This is a genomic window from Candidatus Acidiferrales bacterium (assembly GCA_035934015.1).
Lineage (GTDB): Bacteria > Acidobacteriota > Terriglobia > Acidiferrales > UBA7541 > DAHUXN01.
Genome location: DASYYH010000006.1, coordinates 57,078 through 72,977, shown reverse-complemented (window position 1 = coordinate 72,977; position 15,900 = coordinate 57,078). Strand labels below are relative to the sequence as shown.

The 15,900-nt window shown below is 58.1% G+C and carries 11 protein-coding genes; 2 read left to right on the top strand and 9 right to left on the bottom strand.

Annotated elements, in window-relative coordinates; genetic code table 11:
* Window positions 1–514: 514 nt before the first annotated feature.
* The 4 genes from purB to VGR81_02700 all read right to left on the bottom strand — a co-directional run bounded on the left by purB (window position 515) and on the right by VGR81_02700 (window position 5,240).
* Window positions 515–1,837 (bottom strand): adenylosuccinate lyase, encoded by a 1,323-nt coding sequence (gene purB / locus VGR81_02715; protein HEV2287845.1) that lies wholly within the window; start codon window positions 1,835–1,837, stop codon window positions 515–517.
* Between the two features lie 166 nt (window positions 1,838–2,003).
* On the bottom strand, window positions 2,004–2,465 hold the full coding sequence (locus tag VGR81_02710) for a helix-turn-helix transcriptional regulator (GenBank protein HEV2287844.1): 462 nt from the start codon (window positions 2,463–2,465) through the stop codon (window positions 2,004–2,006).
* 553 nt (window positions 2,466–3,018) lie between these two features.
* Complete coding sequence (locus tag VGR81_02705; protein HEV2287843.1) at window positions 3,019–3,816, bottom strand: MBL fold metallo-hydrolase; 798 nt, start codon at window positions 3,814–3,816, stop codon at window positions 3,019–3,021.
* A gap of 140 nt (window positions 3,817–3,956) precedes the next feature.
* The gene (locus VGR81_02700) at window positions 3,957–5,240 is read right to left on the bottom strand and encodes a pitrilysin family protein (GenBank protein ID HEV2287842.1); all 1,284 of its coding nucleotides are present in this window, start codon (window positions 5,238–5,240) and stop codon (window positions 3,957–3,959) included.
* A 204-nt stretch (window positions 5,241–5,444) separates the two neighbouring features.
* Here VGR81_02700 and rlmN point away from each other — a divergent pair, with 204 nt between their 5' ends.
* Window positions 5,445–6,527 carry a 23S rRNA (adenine(2503)-C(2))-methyltransferase RlmN gene (gene rlmN, locus VGR81_02695; GenBank protein HEV2287841.1) on the top strand — a complete coding sequence of 361 codons (1,083 nt, stop codon included), beginning with the start codon at window positions 5,445–5,447 and terminating at the stop codon, window positions 6,525–6,527.
* Window positions 6,528–6,698: 171 nt separating this feature from the next.
* On the opposite strand, the gene pgeF is transcribed toward rlmN, so the two are convergent.
* A complete protein-coding gene (gene pgeF, locus VGR81_02690; protein HEV2287840.1) occupies window positions 6,699–7,688 on the bottom strand; it encodes a peptidoglycan editing factor PgeF in 990 nt (329 codons plus the stop codon).
* A gap of 75 nt (window positions 7,689–7,763) precedes the next feature.
* On the opposite strand from pgeF, the gene VGR81_02685 reads away from it, so the two are divergent.
* The gene (locus tag VGR81_02685) at window positions 7,764–8,141 is read left to right on the top strand and encodes a holo-ACP synthase (protein ID HEV2287839.1); all 378 of its coding nucleotides are present in this window, start codon (window positions 7,764–7,766) and stop codon (window positions 8,139–8,141) included.
* Here the strand turns inward: VGR81_02685 and mtaB are convergent.
* The 4 genes from mtaB to metH all read right to left on the bottom strand — a co-directional run bounded on the left by mtaB (window position 8,064) and on the right by metH (window position 15,760).
* A complete protein-coding gene (gene mtaB / locus VGR81_02680; GenBank protein HEV2287838.1) occupies window positions 8,064–9,497 on the bottom strand; it encodes a tRNA (N(6)-L-threonylcarbamoyladenosine(37)-C(2))-methylthiotransferase MtaB in 1,434 nt (477 codons plus the stop codon). The two genes, VGR81_02685 and mtaB, sit on opposite strands and share 78 nt — an antisense overlap.
* A gap of 10 nt (window positions 9,498–9,507) precedes the next feature.
* Window positions 9,508–10,473, bottom strand: coding sequence for an SDR family oxidoreductase (locus VGR81_02675; protein HEV2287837.1), 966 nt, complete (start codon window positions 10,471–10,473; stop codon window positions 9,508–9,510).
* Window positions 10,474–10,601: 128 nt separating this feature from the next.
* Window positions 10,602–11,954, bottom strand: a complete 1,353-nt coding sequence (locus VGR81_02670; GenBank protein ID HEV2287836.1) for a nucleotide sugar dehydrogenase — start codon at window positions 11,952–11,954, stop codon at window positions 10,602–10,604.
* A 107-nt stretch (window positions 11,955–12,061) separates the two neighbouring features.
* Complete coding sequence (gene metH / locus VGR81_02665) at window positions 12,062–15,760, bottom strand: methionine synthase (GenBank protein HEV2287835.1); 3,699 nt, start codon at window positions 15,758–15,760, stop codon at window positions 12,062–12,064.
* Between the last annotated feature and the right edge of the window lie 140 nt (window positions 15,761–15,900).

Here is a 15,900-nt window from a genome sequence, read left to right as displayed (position 1 = left end):
CGACAGGAAGAAATATTTTGCGACGTGAAGCGCCATTCGGTCGCGCTCGCCGCAGCGAGCAAGCTCAGGACAAGCTGCACTCCAAAAACGCAGAAGCAGATCCCTCGCTGAAAGCGCTTCGGGATGACAACGAAAGGCAAAACGCAGCGGCCCGATAAGTCCGATCGGGCCCTACAAAAGCAACGGCCAAAAGCGACAGCAGGTCCCTGCCCATGGCAGGCGAGCCTCACCGCCATCCCGCGGCAACAGCGGGCTGGGTTCGGGATGACAACCAAAGGCGACGGGCGCAACCCCTCGTGCCTCGGTGCAAACAAGCAGCGCCTCGCCACGGCGAGCGAGCCCTACAAAAGACAAACACACACAAGCTGAGAGCCCGTGTGTGGCGGGTGGGCGCGCGCCACCCGAGAAAACCAGTCCGGGCGCAGCAAGCAGCGCACCTATGAAAGGCAAACGCAAACGGGCTGAGGCCGCGACCTCATTAACTGCATTTACGAGTGGTTTTGAACGTTTGCAACTAACGCGGAGCGGCGGAAGATTTTTTGGCGAAGACGCGGGAAAAAAGCGCATCGACGGATTTGAGCTGGCGGCGAAGATCGAAAGTGTGTTCGAGATTTTTCGCGTCGAGAAACTTTGTGATGTTAGGATCGGCGGCGACGCGATCGCGGAAACTGGTTTCTGTTTCCCACGCGGCCATGGCGTGCGCCTGGACCCACTTGTAGGCGTCTTCGCGCGGCGCGCCGTGCTCGACGAGATCCTGCAAAAGCTGGCCGGAAAAAACCAACCCCTGCGTGGAATCGAGATTGCGACGCATGCGCTCGGGAAAGACTTTCATTTTTTCGACGATGGCGCACATGCGGTCGAGCATGTAGTCGGCGAGAATCGTGGAATCGGGGAGAATCACGCGCTCGACGGAGCTGTGGGAAATATCGCGCTCGTGCCAGAGTGCGATGTTTTCCATGGCGGCGACGGAATTCGCGCGGACGACGCGCGAGAGGCCGCAGACCTGTTCGCAACTGACGGGATTGCGCTTGTGCGGCATCGCGGAACTGCCGCGCTGGCCGCCGCCGAAAGGCTCTTCGGCTTCGCGAACTTCGGTGCGCTGGAGATGGCGAATTTCGAGCGCGATGCGTTCGAGAGACGCGGCGAGAATGGCGAGAGCGGCGAGATAATTCGCGTGGCGATCGCGCTCGATGACCTGCGAAGAAATCGGCGCGACGGCAAGGCCAAGACGCTGGCAGATTTTCTGCTCGATCTCCGGGCCCAGATGCGCGCAGGTGCCAACGGCGCCGGCGATTTTTCCGACGGCCATCTCCGCGGCAGCGGCGCGAAAACGCGCGAGATCGCGGCGATTTTCGTCGTACCAATTGGCAATTTTGAGGCCGAAGGTGATGGGCTCGGCATGGACGCCGTGGGTGCGGCCGATCTGCGGCGTGTCCTTGAATTCCCAGGCGCGACGCTCGAGGATTCCGGCGAAGCGTTCGATTTCCTTTTCGATTTTCGCGGAAGCTTCGCGCACGAGAAGCGCCTGCGCGGTGTCGACGACGTCATTGGACGTGAGGCCATAGTGCAGCCAGCGAGCGGATTCAGGATTGCCGACGGAATCGCCGACGGCGACGGTGAAGGCAATGACGTCGTGGCGGACGCGCGATTCGATTTCGAGAATTTTGGCGACGTCGATTTTGGCGCGTTCGCGCAATTGCGCGGCGGCTGCGCGAGGGACGATTCCGGCGTCAGCGAGAGTGTCCGCTGCGGCGAGCTCGACTTCGAGCCACTTTTGAAATTTATTTTCTTCGGTCCAGATGCGGCCCATTTCGGGGCGCGTGTATCGCTGAATCAACGCTCGTTCTCCTGGTCTTCGCGGCGGCGATGCAGACGCGCGTCCAGCCGCCGAACCGATTTCGCTAGATGAAATTGGAATGCTTTTCCCTTCTATGATAACCGAAAACGAGGGCGGTACGGGAGGAAAGCAATGGCATTGGGCGAAGCGAGTGGCCCTTGCGAGATTATGCGGGATGCAAACGCTGGCGGATGGGGATGACGCGATTTTGCTTGTGAGATTCGAAGCGCATCAAGGGGACGACGCGCGCATTGGCTGGAGCGGGATTCGCGAGGTTGCGCGGGGCCGGACTCGATGGCTCCGGGAAATACTCCTGGTTTCCGAACGTGCGCTCCGCTTTTTGAATCAAGTCCCAGCGGCTGGGCACGCCAAATTTTCCGAGGAGGGAGGAGACGTGAAATTTCACGGTGCGGATGGAGATATTGAGGCGATCGGCGATTTCCTTGTTGCCGCGATTGCGCATGACTTCCTTTAGAACTTCGCTTTCGCGAGGACTCATGGCAATCGAGCAGGAAAGTTCGCGGCCGAGTTTGAGAAGATCTTCGGCGTGGCGCGTGATGCGGTCGATGAGCCCATTGTGCGCGGGAACGCAGACGCAATAATCCTGAGGCAATTCGCCGCGGGCCATACAACCGAGGGCCAGCAAGCTGGCGGCGCGGCCAACAGCCGCTTCGGCATCGCCATTGACTTCGACCTGAAAACGGCGCGAGCCGGTGCGCTTGTCACAAAAAATCAGGAGATCGGGCTGGCGCAGAAGAGTTTTCTTGCGATTCCTAGCTTGCTTCGCGTCCTTGGAAGGGAGAAGACGGTGCGGCTTCGGACTCTTTCGAAGAATTTCTGCCCCCCTTGCAGCCGGAATGGAATTTTTGCCGGGGGGTGAGTCTGGACCGGTTTAAAAATTCCGTTTGAGTTTATGCCATCCGATAAAGCGAAGCGAGGCAGCTATGAAAGCGACAGATATTTAGAGAACAAGTAGAGTCAAAAGTTCCCAGACCAATCCCCGCGAAAAGTCGAGCAATTTTCAGGCCGCGAGAAAGAAAAATCTAAAGTATTCGGATATCAGGACTTTACGCGCAGGCGATCCGGGAAATCAGGGATCGCGCCGGGAGAAAATTGCACGCACCGCGCAAATTTTTCTGGGCAGAAGTGCAGGTTGAGGAGTTGGAAGGAAGCGAAAAATCCTACAAATTCAGCGGACCGAGGGGCACGCGCTGAGAAGCGATGAGAAGTTCACCTTGAAAGGCAGATTCAATCGGGCGACTGTGGAGCGCCTCCTTGGCGAAAAAGTCGACTATGTTGGGATCGTTATTGATTTCAGAAACGTGAGCAAGGACCAAGTAACGCGCGCGGCCGTCGAAGCCTTCAACGCTCTCTGCGTCAGCCAAATACTCGCTCACCTTTTGATTGGAAAGATGGCCATTCCTAGCCATGATGCGCTGTTTTAGGTACCAGGGATACGGGCCAAGCTTGAGCTTATCGAGATCATGATTGGACTCGAGGATCAGGCAATCGGCTTCGCGAAGATGAAGCTTGACGTGTCGAGGTAGATCGCCGAGGTCGGTGACGATGGCGACCTTGGTGCCGTTGGCGCGAAAGGCGTAGCCGACGGGATCGGCGGCGTCATGAGGCACGGAAAACGGAGAAACTTCAATGTCGCCGACGGTGAAACGCTCGCCGGCGCGAATGTGCTCGACACGCGCCATTTTCTTGCTCGAACCTTCCGGCAGGGTTTTGAGAATTTCAACGCAGGTAGCTTGCGTGAGGTAGGCAGTCGCCTGCCAATGGCTCAGGAGTTGCGGCAGGCCGCTCGAATGGTCGGTGTGCTCGTGGGAAATCAGAATGCCGTCGATGCGTTCGGGAGACTTGCCCAAAGCGGCCAAGCGGCGAAGAGTTTCCTTGCGGCCGAGGCCGGCGTCCACCAGGAGGCAGGTACGCTCCGTTTCCAGCAAGGTGGCGTTGCCGGAACTGCCGGAGGCCAGAATGGAAACGCGTAAGCTGATGCGCCCTCGCTAGCCGTTCGAGCCCGCAACGGCCTGCAAGGCATGATGGCAAAGCGAGGAAGATACGTCAATGGGAACGGATGGGAAATTGCGCGGAGAGAATCGCTTGTTGGCCGAGTTCAGCAGGCGAAATGAGAAGAAGTGAGAGTGAAGCCGTCCAAATCACCCAGAATTGCGGCGGAGACGCGGGCGGATTGAAAGATTTCGCGGGCCACATCCTGGATTTCCGGTGCGGTGACCGCTTCCATCGCGGCGATGCGTTCTTCAATGGGCGTGTATTCGCCGAAATAGAGATATTGCCGGGCGAGATCGCTCATGCGCGCGCCACTGGACTCGAGCGAAAGGAAGGTTGCACCCTTCAGATTGGCTTTTGAGCGGGAGAGCTCTTCGTCGCTGACGGCATTCTCCTTCAAATCGCTCAATTCGCGAAACACGGAGGCGACCAAGCGCTCGACAGTGGCGAGACTTGTTCCCGCATAGATGGACAGGATGCCGGCATCGCGATAGTGATTCGCGTCGCTGAAAACCGCATAGGCAAGACCCTGCTTTTCGCGGATGTTCTGGAAAAGGCGCGAGGACATTCCGCTGCCGAGGAGATTATTCAACACCATGGCGGCGTATCTTTTGGAGTGCGTCACACAATAAGCCGGCACACCGAGGCAGAGATGCACCTGCTCCAATTCGCTCTTGGAGCGCGCGACGATCTCCGCGCGCGGCACGGGCGCCGACGGAGCGGTGGCGTGTCCAGTGCTTGAAGGGACGCGATTGGCGAAGCGCGGCGCGATTAAATCGAGCATTTGCGCATGGGAGACATTGCCAGCGGCGGTGATCATCATATTGTCCGGCGTGTAGCACTGGCGAAACCAGGATTGGATGACGCCGCGGTCAAATTTCGGGACTGTGTCCGATGTTCCAAGGATGGGCCGACCGAGCGGATGATGTCCCCAGAGATTTCTGGAGAAAATCTCGTGGACGAGGTCTTCGGGATTGTCCTCGACCATGCGGATTTCTTCGAGAACGACGGAGCGCTCGCGGGCAATTTCGTCTTCCGGAAATTGCGGATCGAGAACCATGTCGGCGAGGACATCGAAGGCGATGGGAAGATGCTCGTCAAGGACGCGCGTATTGAAGCAGACCATCTCTTTGGCGGTGAAGGCGTCGACCATACCGCCGACGCGATCGACTTCGCGGGCGATATCCTCGGCAGTGCGGCGCGAAGTGCCCTTGAAAACCATGTGTTCGAGAAAATGGGAGATGCCGCACAGCTCGTGCGGTTCGCGACGCGCGCCGTCGCGAACCCAAATGCCTGCGGACACGGAACGCATGTACGGCATTGTTTCCGTGACGACAAGAAGGCCGTTGGGTAAAGTCGTTTTCTCGATTCTCCGCGCTTCGCTGGTCATATATTCAGGACGAACAACTCCTAGCCATCTTTATCCATTGTGTCACGACAGCAGCGGAATTGCCCTTCGGAAACGCCACGGACTTTCCGCGCATCAACGGAAGCGCAGCGGGCACGCTTGGAAACAAGTATAACGTGCGGGGCAGTGCCGGCGAAAGGCATCGCGTTTTGGCGGCGTGATATCATCTCAAGAAAGTGACGCGCCGTGCGTGAATTCGAAAACAATTCGGTGCATTCGCAGCGCTTCAATCTGCTGGACAAATCGAGCGAGGAATTGCGCGAGCTTGCCATGTCGCTGGGAGAGCCGGGGTATCGCGGCGCTCAGATTTACGGCGCGCTCTATGCGGAGCATAAGACCGAAATCGCGCAGATGACGGCGCTTCCAGCGGCGTTTCGCGCGAAGCTCGCGGAGATTGCAGAAGTGCGCTTGCCGGCCATCGCGCGGACGCACCGTTCGGCAGACGGAACGATTCGATATGTGCTGCGGCTAGCGGATTCGAGTGAGAGGAAGGCAGCGACGATTGAGACCGTTTTCATGCCAGAAGAAAAACGCCAAACGATTTGCGTTTCGACGCAGGCGGGCTGCGCGGTGAATTGCCAGTTTTGTCTTACGGCGACGCTCGGTTTGATACGGAATCTTTCGGCTGGCGAAATTCTCGGGCAGATTCTGGTTGCGCTCGGCGAAAATCGCGACGCGCTCAAGCCGCAAACGAATGTGGTGCTGATGGGACAGGGCGAACCGCTGCTGAATTACAAAGCGGTGATGGCAGCGCTGAGAATTCTGCTGGACACGAAAGGGCTGGGGATTTCGCCGAAGCGCGTCACGCTTTCGACGAGCGGAATCATTCCGGGGATTGAGCGACTCAGCAAAGAAAAAGTGCGACCGAAGCTGGCGATTTCACTGAACGCGGCAAGCGACGAGAAACGCAACGCCATCATGCCAATCAATCGCAAATACCCGATTGGAGATTTGCTCGAAGCGTGCCGGAAGTATCCGCTGCGGACTTGGGAGCGATTGACGTTCGAGTATGTGCTGCTCGGCGGATTCAACGATACGCCGGAAGATGCGCGGCGGCTGGCGAAACTTGTCGCACCGCTGCGCGCGAAAGTGAATCTGATCCCGTGGAATCCGGGGGAATTGCCGTACCGGCCACCAGATGCCGAGCGCATTGAGGAATTCCGCAAAATTCTGGCGGACAAGGGACAGATGGCATTTGTGCGCTATTCGCGCGGGCAAGACGTGATGGCGGCGTGCGGGCAACTGGCGCTGGTGGAGACGCGGTCGTGACTCGCGTCCTGTGACCCGTGAAGCCTGAATACTCGCGCAAGAAGATTGTGCGATAGGTAGGAAAGAACGAAGAACGCGACTGTTTTGTGGAAGCTGAAGCTCCGACCCCTAAAAAGCAGGGCACAGACATCTACATTCCTGCTTGAGCTTGCCTGCAGGCGGTGTGTCCAATTAGATGATTGCGATGGCAGCCATCATGCGGCCGGTCTGGGCTTCGCGGCGATAACTGAAGAAGAGATCGGTGCGGCAGGAAGTGCACAAGTTCACAGCGAAAATATTCCTGGATGCGACGCCAGCCGCAGCAAGGATGGCCGAATTCGCGGCATGCAAATCGAGATGGCATCGCGGAGGAGGCGGCTCATGGCCCGGCGGCATCATCGTGAGCCACGGGAGAGGATTCGGGTCTTCGCCGGAGGCGAGGACGTCGAACGGGCCATCGAACCAGTCGCGCGCCTGCGGAAATTGCGCAGCGAATTCCTTGACGACCTCGGGGCCAACTTCGTAGCAGCAGCGGCCGATTCGCGGGCCGAGAGCGGCGAGAATGTCCGAGGGGCGCGTGCCGAACTCCATCTGCATGCGGCCGATTGTTTTCGCGGCGATGCGCGCGAGCGTGCCGCGCCATCCGGCGTGTACGGCGGCGACAGCGCGGTTGCGCGGATCGACGAGCAAAATCGGTATACAGTCGGCGGTCTGGATGCTGAGAAAAAGATGCGGCGTGCGCGTGGCAAGTGCGTCGCCTTGACAGATGTCCGAAGGAACCGAGCTGACAACGTGCACAACATCGGAATGAATTTGCCGAAACGCAATGAGCGCTGAGGACTTCGCGCCGAGAGCTTGGGCAAAACGGCGGCGATTTTCGGCGACGGATTGGCGACGATCCCAGTCCGTGAAACCGAGATTGAGCACAGATTCTTTTTTCGCGCTGCCGCTGGAGGATTTTTCGAGTTGGCTCACGCCGCCCGGACGAGTGCTAAAGCCATGGACGAGCCAGCTGAATTTTTTCAGCGGAATGGCTTCGAGAATCTGAAGGCCCGCAGCGCGACGAAACTTCCAGTGCTTATCCAGCGCGGGCAAATGACGGCCGGCAGGTTTCGGTGGTCTTCTTTTTGCGATGCGAGCGATGGGCACGATGAACTCCACGGTTTCTCGAGCGTTTGACATTATAATGCTCGCGGGCGGTTGGGCGAACCAAGGTGCGATTTTGTTTTGGGCGCGGTCTCGGGTGAAAACTCAGAAATGATCGTCGGAATCGGCGCAGATATTGCGGAAATCGACCGCGTGGAGGCGGCCATCGCGCGGCACGGGCGGCCGTTTCTTGAGCGTGTGTTTACGCCGGTGGAAATCGCACACTGCGAACGGCACAAAGCGAAATTCGAACGCTACGCCGCGCGTTTTGCGGCCAAGGAAGCGGCGATGAAAGCGCTGGGGACAGGCTGGAGAAAAGGCGTGCGCTGGCGGGACATCGAAGTGAAAAACGAAGCGAGCGGCAAGCCCGGACTCACGCTAGAAGGCCAAGCGGCGGAGCATGCGGCGCGGCTAGGAGCAAAACACATCCTGCTTTCCATCACGCACAGCGGAAATCTGGCGTTCGCGCAAGTCATCCTGGAAAGCTAGAGCCTCGGCGGGCATCGCTTCGAGCGCGGAAATGCGATCATTGAAAATTACATCGAGCCATTCGTTGCGCGGCCAAAGTCCGCGGACGCAAAGTTTCAAATAATTTCCGCTGAGCGCTTCGGTCGAGTCCGCGCCCTGACGTCCCAACGTGAGCACACGAAGAGTTGTGCCATCTTGGGCGGCGCGAAATGCGGCGAGTTTGCGCTGGCCCAGAGCGCGCAATTCGCGCGCACGGCGATGAATTTCCGAGGGAGAAACGTGTTCGCCGAGCATGGCGGCTTCGGTGCCCGGACGAGGAGAAAACGAAAACACGTGCAGATAGCTGAGCGGCAATTCTTCGAGGAATTGCATGGTCACACCATGTTCTTCTTCAGTCTCGCCGGGAAAACCGGTGATGACGTCCGCACCGATGGCGGCATAGGGAAGGCGTTCGCGAATCAATTCGACGCGGCGGGCGTAATGGGCAGCGCGATACCAGCGATGCATTGCGCGAAGGATGCGGTCGGAACCGGATTGAAGCGGCATGTGAAAATGCGGGGCGATACGGTCGGATGAGGCGATGATCTCGATGAAATCCTGCGTGACGTCCATCGGCTCGATAGAGCTGAGGCGCAAGCGCTCGAGCGACGTTTCGTTGAGAATCTGGCGAAGCAATTCCTGAAGCGATGTCCGCGATGCAAGATCACGCCCGTAGCTGCCGAGATCTATGCCGCTCAGAACGATTTCGCGCGCGCCAGCCTTAATCAAGCGGTGGATTTCAGCGACTACGCGCTCCGGCGCGAGGCTGCGGCTCCGACCTCGGACGAGCGGAATCACGCAGTAGGAGCAGCGATGGTTGCAACCGTCCTGAATTTTCAGCGTGGGGCGCGTGCGACTGCCCGTGGCATCCGGCGCGGCGACGAGAATTTCCTTGATTGAGGCCGCTTCGCCGCGAAAGATGCGCGCGGCGTGCAGCGATGAAGTCAACCGGCCGAGTGGCACGACATCGGCGCGAGGATCATTCGAAATGAGATCGGGTGCGCGGGAAGAAATGATGGAAGAAAGCGCGGACTGATGCGAATTGCCGATGACCAAAGAGACGCCTTCGAGCGCGGCCAATTCTTCTGGAGCGCGCTGAGCGTAGCAGCCAGTGACGACGATGCACGCGCAGGGATTTTCACGATGAATGCGGCGAACGGCGTCGCGAGCTTGCGCGTCGGCAGCAGCAGTGACCGTGCAGGTGTTGAGAACGACGAAGTCGGCGGCGCGATCGGATTCAGCGGCGGCGTACCCGCGCCCCTTGAGATCGAAAGAGATGGCGGAAGCGTCCGCCTGCGTGGCGCGGCAGCCGAAATTATGAATGAAAAATGTCGCCACGCGGAATGACCTACCTTGTTCCCGGCGCACTGGTGGAAACAGACGCATAGGCCTGGCAATACCAGTCCCAAGTGAGGCGCAATCCCTCTTCGAAATTGACGAGAGGACTATAGCCGAGAAGTTTTCGCGCGGAGGAAACGTCCGCGAGGGAATGGAGAATGTCGCCTGTACGCGGTGGGTCGTACTTCGCGGCGATTTGTTTACCGCAAATTTGGGAGAGCAACTTCAGAACGTTATCGAGGGTGGTCCGTTCGCCGGTGCCTCCATTGAACACTTTGCCGGAAGCGCCGGGGGCCTCACAGGCGCGCAGGGTAATGTCCACCACGTTGTCGATATACGTGAAATCGCGTGACTGTAAGCCATCTCCATAAACGACGGGAGAAACACCCTGAAGAACGGCGAGCATAAAGCGCGAAAGGACGCCGGAATATTGCGAGGTGGGGTCCTGGCGCGGGCCAAAAACATTGAAATAGCGGATGGAGACGTTCTCGAGGCCGTAAACACGGCCGAAAACCTGCGCGTAGATTTCACCGACGAGTTTCGTGACGCCATACGGGGAAATGGGCGCGGAGGGCATGGTTTCGACTTTGGGAAGCGTTTCCGATTCGCCATAGGCGGAGGAGGAAGCCGCGAAAACGAAACGACGGACTTTAGCGTCGCGCGCGGCCACCAGAACATTGAGCGTACCATCGATATTGACGCGATTGGTGTCCAAAGGCTCCGCGACGGAGCGCGGAACGGATGTGCGCGCGGCGAGATGCAAGACGTAGTCCGCGCCACGACATGCTTCCTGCGCAGCCTGCAAATCGCAAATGCTGCCGCGCAGCAACCGAATTTTGTCACGTACGCCTGCGAGATTTTCTTCCTTGCCGGAGGAAAAGTCATCGAGGACGGTCACTCTGCGGCCGCGGCGAACGAGTTCATCCACGATGTTGGAGCCGATGAAGCCCGCGCCGCCGGTCACAAGGTAATTCACGAGATGATTTCTCCCCAATGCACAAAAGCTCAAAAATTATGCACGGTTGCGAGAAGGATTGCAAAATTCAGTATACGCAAGAACCGCGTTGCGCCCGCTGCTGACCCAACCGAGCCATAAGAATCAACCTAACAGTGCACCACCTTCCCATGATGCTTGGAGACGCGGCGGGTAGCATTGCGCGTGTCCACGACCAATTTCGAGGAGGCTACGATCATGTCGTAATCATAGGAAGAGTGATCGGTGGCGATGAGCACGCAATCGAAAGAGGCGAGCGCCGCTGGATCGAGCGGTGTGGATTTCATTTTGGAGTAATCGTAGTGGCGCATTTTATGCAAGGCGGGGAAATACGGGTCGTTGTATTCGATGAGCGCGCCGCCTTCCTGCAGCAACTGCATGAGCTTCAATGAGGGTGATTCGCGCAAATCGTCGATGTCTTTCTTGTAGGCGACTCCGAGCACCAAAACGCGCGAACCATTCAGACTCTTGCGCTGTTCATTGAGTGCTTTTGTCACAGCTTCGACAACGTGATAAGGCATGGAGGTGTTGATTTCACCGGCGAGCTCGATAAAACGCGTGGCGAAGTCGTATTCGCGCGCCTTCCAAGAAAGGTAATAAGGATCCACGGGAATACAATGGCCGCCGAGGCCGGGACCGGGATAAAACGGCATGAAACCGAATGGTTTCGTGGCGGCGCTGTCGATCACTTCCCAAATGTCGACGCCCATGCGCTGGCAGAGAAGCTTGAGCTCGTTGACGAGAGCGATGTTGACGCAGCGGAAGATGTTCTCGAGGAGCTTGGCCATTTCCGCTGCGCGGGTGGAGCTGACCGGAACGACTTTTGCGACAATTTGGCCGTATAGATTCGCAGCAGCCTTGCCACTGGCGGAATTGACGCCGCCGACGACTTTGGGGATTTGCGCGAGACCAAAATGCTTGTTTCCGGGGTCTTCGCGTTCGGGCGAGAAGGCCAGAAAAAATTGGCCAGTCGAGGATTTCGCGCCGCGTTCGCTTTCGAGCGGGCATCGCAAGCCACCCTTCTCGAGGATGGGGAGGACAAGCTCTTCTGTTGTGCCGGGATACGTGGTGCTTTCGAGAACGATGAGCTGATCAGCCTGAAGGTGGGGGGCAATCGAACGCGCTGTGTCTTCGACATAGGAGAGATCCGGCTCGCGGCGCTCATCGAGAGGAGTCGGAACGCAGATCAGGACAGCGTCCATGTCGCGCAACTTGGCGAAATCCGTTGTCGCGGAAAAACCATGGACGCGGACGTGCTTGGCAATCTGTTCGGCAGAAATGTGCTTGATGTAGGATTCGCCGCGATTGAGCTTTTCAACCTTGACAGGATCGGTATCGAAACCCCAAACGTGGTGCCCAGTCTCAGCAAAGCGCAGAGCCAACGGCAGACCGACATAGCCGCAGCCAATGATGCCGATCTTCAGACCCTTCTGAGAAAACGATTCCGGTGTACGTCCAGCCATCGCAGGGTCAGCTCCTGAACCATACTGAAAAGAATTGTATCCCAAAGCTAAGCATCATCTCACAACGACAATTATGATGACAGTCGCGGAGAAGTGGCGGGTGAAGCTCAGGCGTCGGGATCGTAATTGAGATTTGGCGCAAGCCAGCGCTCGACTTCGCGGAGGTCCATGCCCTTGCGGCGATGATAGTCTTCGACTTGATCGCGATCGATTTTGCCAACGGCAAAATAACGAGATTGCGGATGCGAGAAATACAAGCCGCAAACCGACGCAGCAGGATACATGGCGAAACTTTCCGTGAGATGGATGCCGGTGTTTTTCTCCGCGTTGAGCATCTCGAAAAGTTGGCGCTTCTCTGTGTGGTCAGGCGAGGCCGGATAGCCGGGCGCGGGACGAATGCCGCGATAGCGCTCGCGAATGAGATCTTCGTGGGACAATTTTTCACTACTGCCGTAACCCCAGGCGTCGCGAACTCTTTTGTGCATGAGTTCGGCCAGGGCTTCGGCGAGGCGATCGGCGAGCGCCTTGGTCATCAGAGCGTTGTAGTCGTCATGGGCCTTCTCGAAATTCTTAACGATGGATTCGATGTTGATACCAGCAGTGACGGCGAAAGCGCCCAGGTAATCGCACAAACCAGTTTCCTTTGGAGCGATGAAATCCGCGAGGGCAAAGTCCGCTTCGCCTTCGGGTTTGGCGATTTGCTGACGCAGCGTGTGAAAAGCGGCGATGACGCGCGATCGGGAATCGTCGGCGTAGATTTCAATGTCTTCGAGGACGCTATTGGCAGGGAAAAAGCCAATGGCCGCGCGCGCAATGAGCAATTTTTCGTTGACGATGCGTTTGAGCAAGTCTTGCGCGTCATGGAAAAGTTCTTTGGCGCGCGGGCCGACTCCTTCCTCATCGAGAATCCGCGGATAGATTCCGCGCAGCTCCCAGGCGTGGAAAAAAGGCGTCCAGTCGATGCATGGGACGATTTCGTCCAAAGCGACGGGCGCGAAAACGCGCACTCCCGTGAATGAAGGCTGCGGCGGCTCGTAAGAGGACCAATCGAACGTGGGCTTTCGCCGACGGGCTTCCGCGAAACTGAGAAGCTGCTGCGTCTTTGGGCCAAGATGCTTTTCGCGGGCCCGTTCCTGTTCGGTGCGATTTTCCTTGACGAAATTATCCCTCAGCTCGCCGCTGAGCAAACTGCCAACGACGCCGACCGCGCGCGATGCGTCCTGAACGTGCACGACCGGCTGGCGGTACATCGGTGCGATTTTCACGGCGGTATGCACGCGGCTGGTTGTAGCGCCGCCGATGAGCAAGGGGACGGCGAAATCCTCGCGCTGCATCTCCTTGGCGACGTGCACCATTTCCTCCAGAGACGGAGTAATGAGACCGCTCAGGCCGATCATGTCGGCCTTGACGTCGCGAGCCGTGGAAAGAATTTTCACAGCAGGCACCATGACGCCGAGGTCGATCACTTCGTAATTGTTGCAGCCGAGAACGACGCCGACGATGTTTTTGCCAATGTCATGAACGTCGCCTTTGACGGTGGCCAGGAGGATGCGGCCCTTGATCTGGCCGCCCCCCGTGGTGCGTTTTTCCTCCTCCATGAACGGCTGGAGATAGGCGACGGACTTTTTCATCACGCGCGCGCTTTTCACAACCTGCGGGAGAAACATCCTTCCGGAACCGAAGAGATCGCCGACAACGTTCATGGCATCCATGAGGGGGCCTTCAATGACGGCGATGGGCTTGCCGTATTTCTGGCGCGCTTCTTCCGTATCGACTTCGATGAAATCGACAATGCCCTGCAATAGCGCGTGCTTGAGGCGATCTTCCACGGAGCTCTGGCGCCAAGCGCTTTCTTCGACGTGAGTTTTGCCCTTCCGCTTGACGGAATCGGCGAAGGCGAGCAATCGCTCAGTGGCGTCCGGGCGGCGATTCAGCAGCACGTCCTCGACGAGTTCGAGCAAGTCTTTGGGGATTTCCTCGTAGATCGCGAGCTGGCCGGCGTTAACGATGCCCATGTCCATGCCGGCGCGAATCGCATGGTAAAGAAACGCGGAATGCATGGCCTCGCGGACGACGTTATTTCCGCGAAATGAGAAGGAAATGTTGCTGACGCCGCCGCTCACCTTGGCGAACGGCAGCGTGGCTTTGATCCGCCGCGTCGCCTCAATGAAGTTCACAGCATAGTTGTTGTGCTCTTCCATGCCGGTGGCGACAGTCAAAATATTTGGATCGAAGAGGATGTCCTCGGGCGGAACGCCGACTTCTTCGGTAAGAATTTTGTAAGAGCGTGCGCAGATTTCGACCTTGCGCTCGACCGTGTCGGCCTGGCCCTTTTCGTCGAAGGCCATCACGACCATGCCCGCGCCGTAGCGGCGAATGAGGTGCGCACGTTGCTTGAAAGCCTCTGCGCCTTCCTTGAGGCTGATGGAGTTGACAACGCCCTTGCCCTGAATGCATTTCAGCCCGGCTTCGATCACACTCCATTTTGAGCTGTCGATCATCACGGGGACGCGGGCGATGTCCGGCTCCGAGGCGACATAGCGAAGGAACGTGGTCATGACCTGCTCGGAATCGAGCATGGCTTCGTCCATGTTGACGTCGATGATCTGCGCGCCGCCTTCGACCTGCTGCCGTGCGACGGCGAGGGCTTGCTCGAGTTTCCCGTCGAGGATGAGCTTGGAGAATTTCGGCGAGCCAGTGACGTTGGTGCGCTCGCCGATGTTGACGAAATTCGTGTCCGGGCGAATCACCAGCGGTTCAAGGCCGCTGAAACGCGTATAACGCTCGGGTTTTGACAACACATGTGGCTTCAGATCCTTCATCGCTTCGGCAAAAGCGCGAATGTGTGCGGGCGTTGTGCCGCAGCAGCCACCGACGATATTGAGCCAGCCGTTGGCGGCGAAATCACGAAGCTCACGAGCCATGGACTCGGGCGTTTCGTCGAAGCCGCCGAACGCATTGGGCAAACCAGCATTGGGATAGCAACTGATGTAAGTCGGCGCGATGCGGGAAAGCTCTTCGATATACGGGCGCATCTGCTTCGGCCCGAGTGCGCAATTGATGCCCACGCTCAGAAGATTCATGTGGGAGACGGAGATCCAGAAGGCCTCGACGGTCTGGCCGGAGAGCGTGCGGCCGCTTAGGTCCGTGATGGTCACGGACACCATGACGGGAACGCGCGAGCGGGTCTTTTCGAAAAATTCGTCGATGGCGAAGAGCGCGGCTTTGGCGTTGAGCGTATCGAAGATGGTTTCGACAAGGAGAACATCCACGCCGCCATCGACGAGCCCGCGCACCTGCTCGGAGTACGCATCGCGCAATTGATCAAATGTCGCGGCGCGGGAAGCGGGGTTATTGACGTCTTGGGACATCGAGGCCGTGCGGCTGGTTGGGCCGATAGAGCCGGCAACAAATCGCGGACCAGCCGCAGGATTATCCCGTTGATATTGTTCGATAGCGCGACGAGCGATCTGGGCGGCAGCCTTGTTCAAATCGTAGATGCGGTCCTGCAGGCCGTATTCAGCCATGGAGATGGCGTTGGCATTGAACGTGTCGGTCTCGATGATGTCGGCACCGGCTTCGAGATACTGGCGGTGAATCGATTCGATGATGTGCGGCTGAGTGATGACGAGGACGTCGTTATTAAGCCGCAGATCCCTGGGGTGGTCGGCGAATTGACGTCCGCGATAATCCGTCTCGGTGAGATTGCAAGCCTGGATCATCGTGCCCATCGCGCCATCGAGAATGGCGATGCGCCGGTCAAGGATTTCGCGCAATTGCGCAGCGCGGCTCTCTTTCGAATTCAAATCACGTCCTCGCAGGGCCGATGCTGGCGAGCCCGACCATTTGATGCTCGTCCATTACAAAAGAATAACACGCTGATTTCAGGGATTTTGCAGCTGTATGGCCGAGTGGTGCCTATTGCACGCCGAAGGGCACACCAAGG

Excerpts from the sequence above, each read along its gene's own strand:
- VGR81_02670 (HEV2287836.1), bottom strand. The coding sequence starts at position 11,954 with ATGGCTGGACGTACACCGGAATCGTTTTCTCAGAAGGGTCTGAAGATC.
- VGR81_02685 (HEV2287839.1), top strand. The coding sequence starts at position 7,764 with ATGATCGTCGGAATCGGCGCAGATATTGCGGAAATCGACCGCGTGGAG.
- pgeF (HEV2287840.1), bottom strand. The coding sequence starts at position 7,688 with ATGTCAAACGCTCGAGAAACCGTGGAGTTCATCGTGCCCATCGCTCGC.
- VGR81_02710 (HEV2287844.1), bottom strand. The coding sequence starts at position 2,465 with ATGGCCCGCGGCGAATTGCCTCAGGATTATTGCGTCTGCGTTCCCGCG.
- VGR81_02700 (HEV2287842.1), bottom strand. The coding sequence starts at position 5,240 with ATGACCAGCGAAGCGCGGAGAATCGAGAAAACGACTTTACCCAACGGC.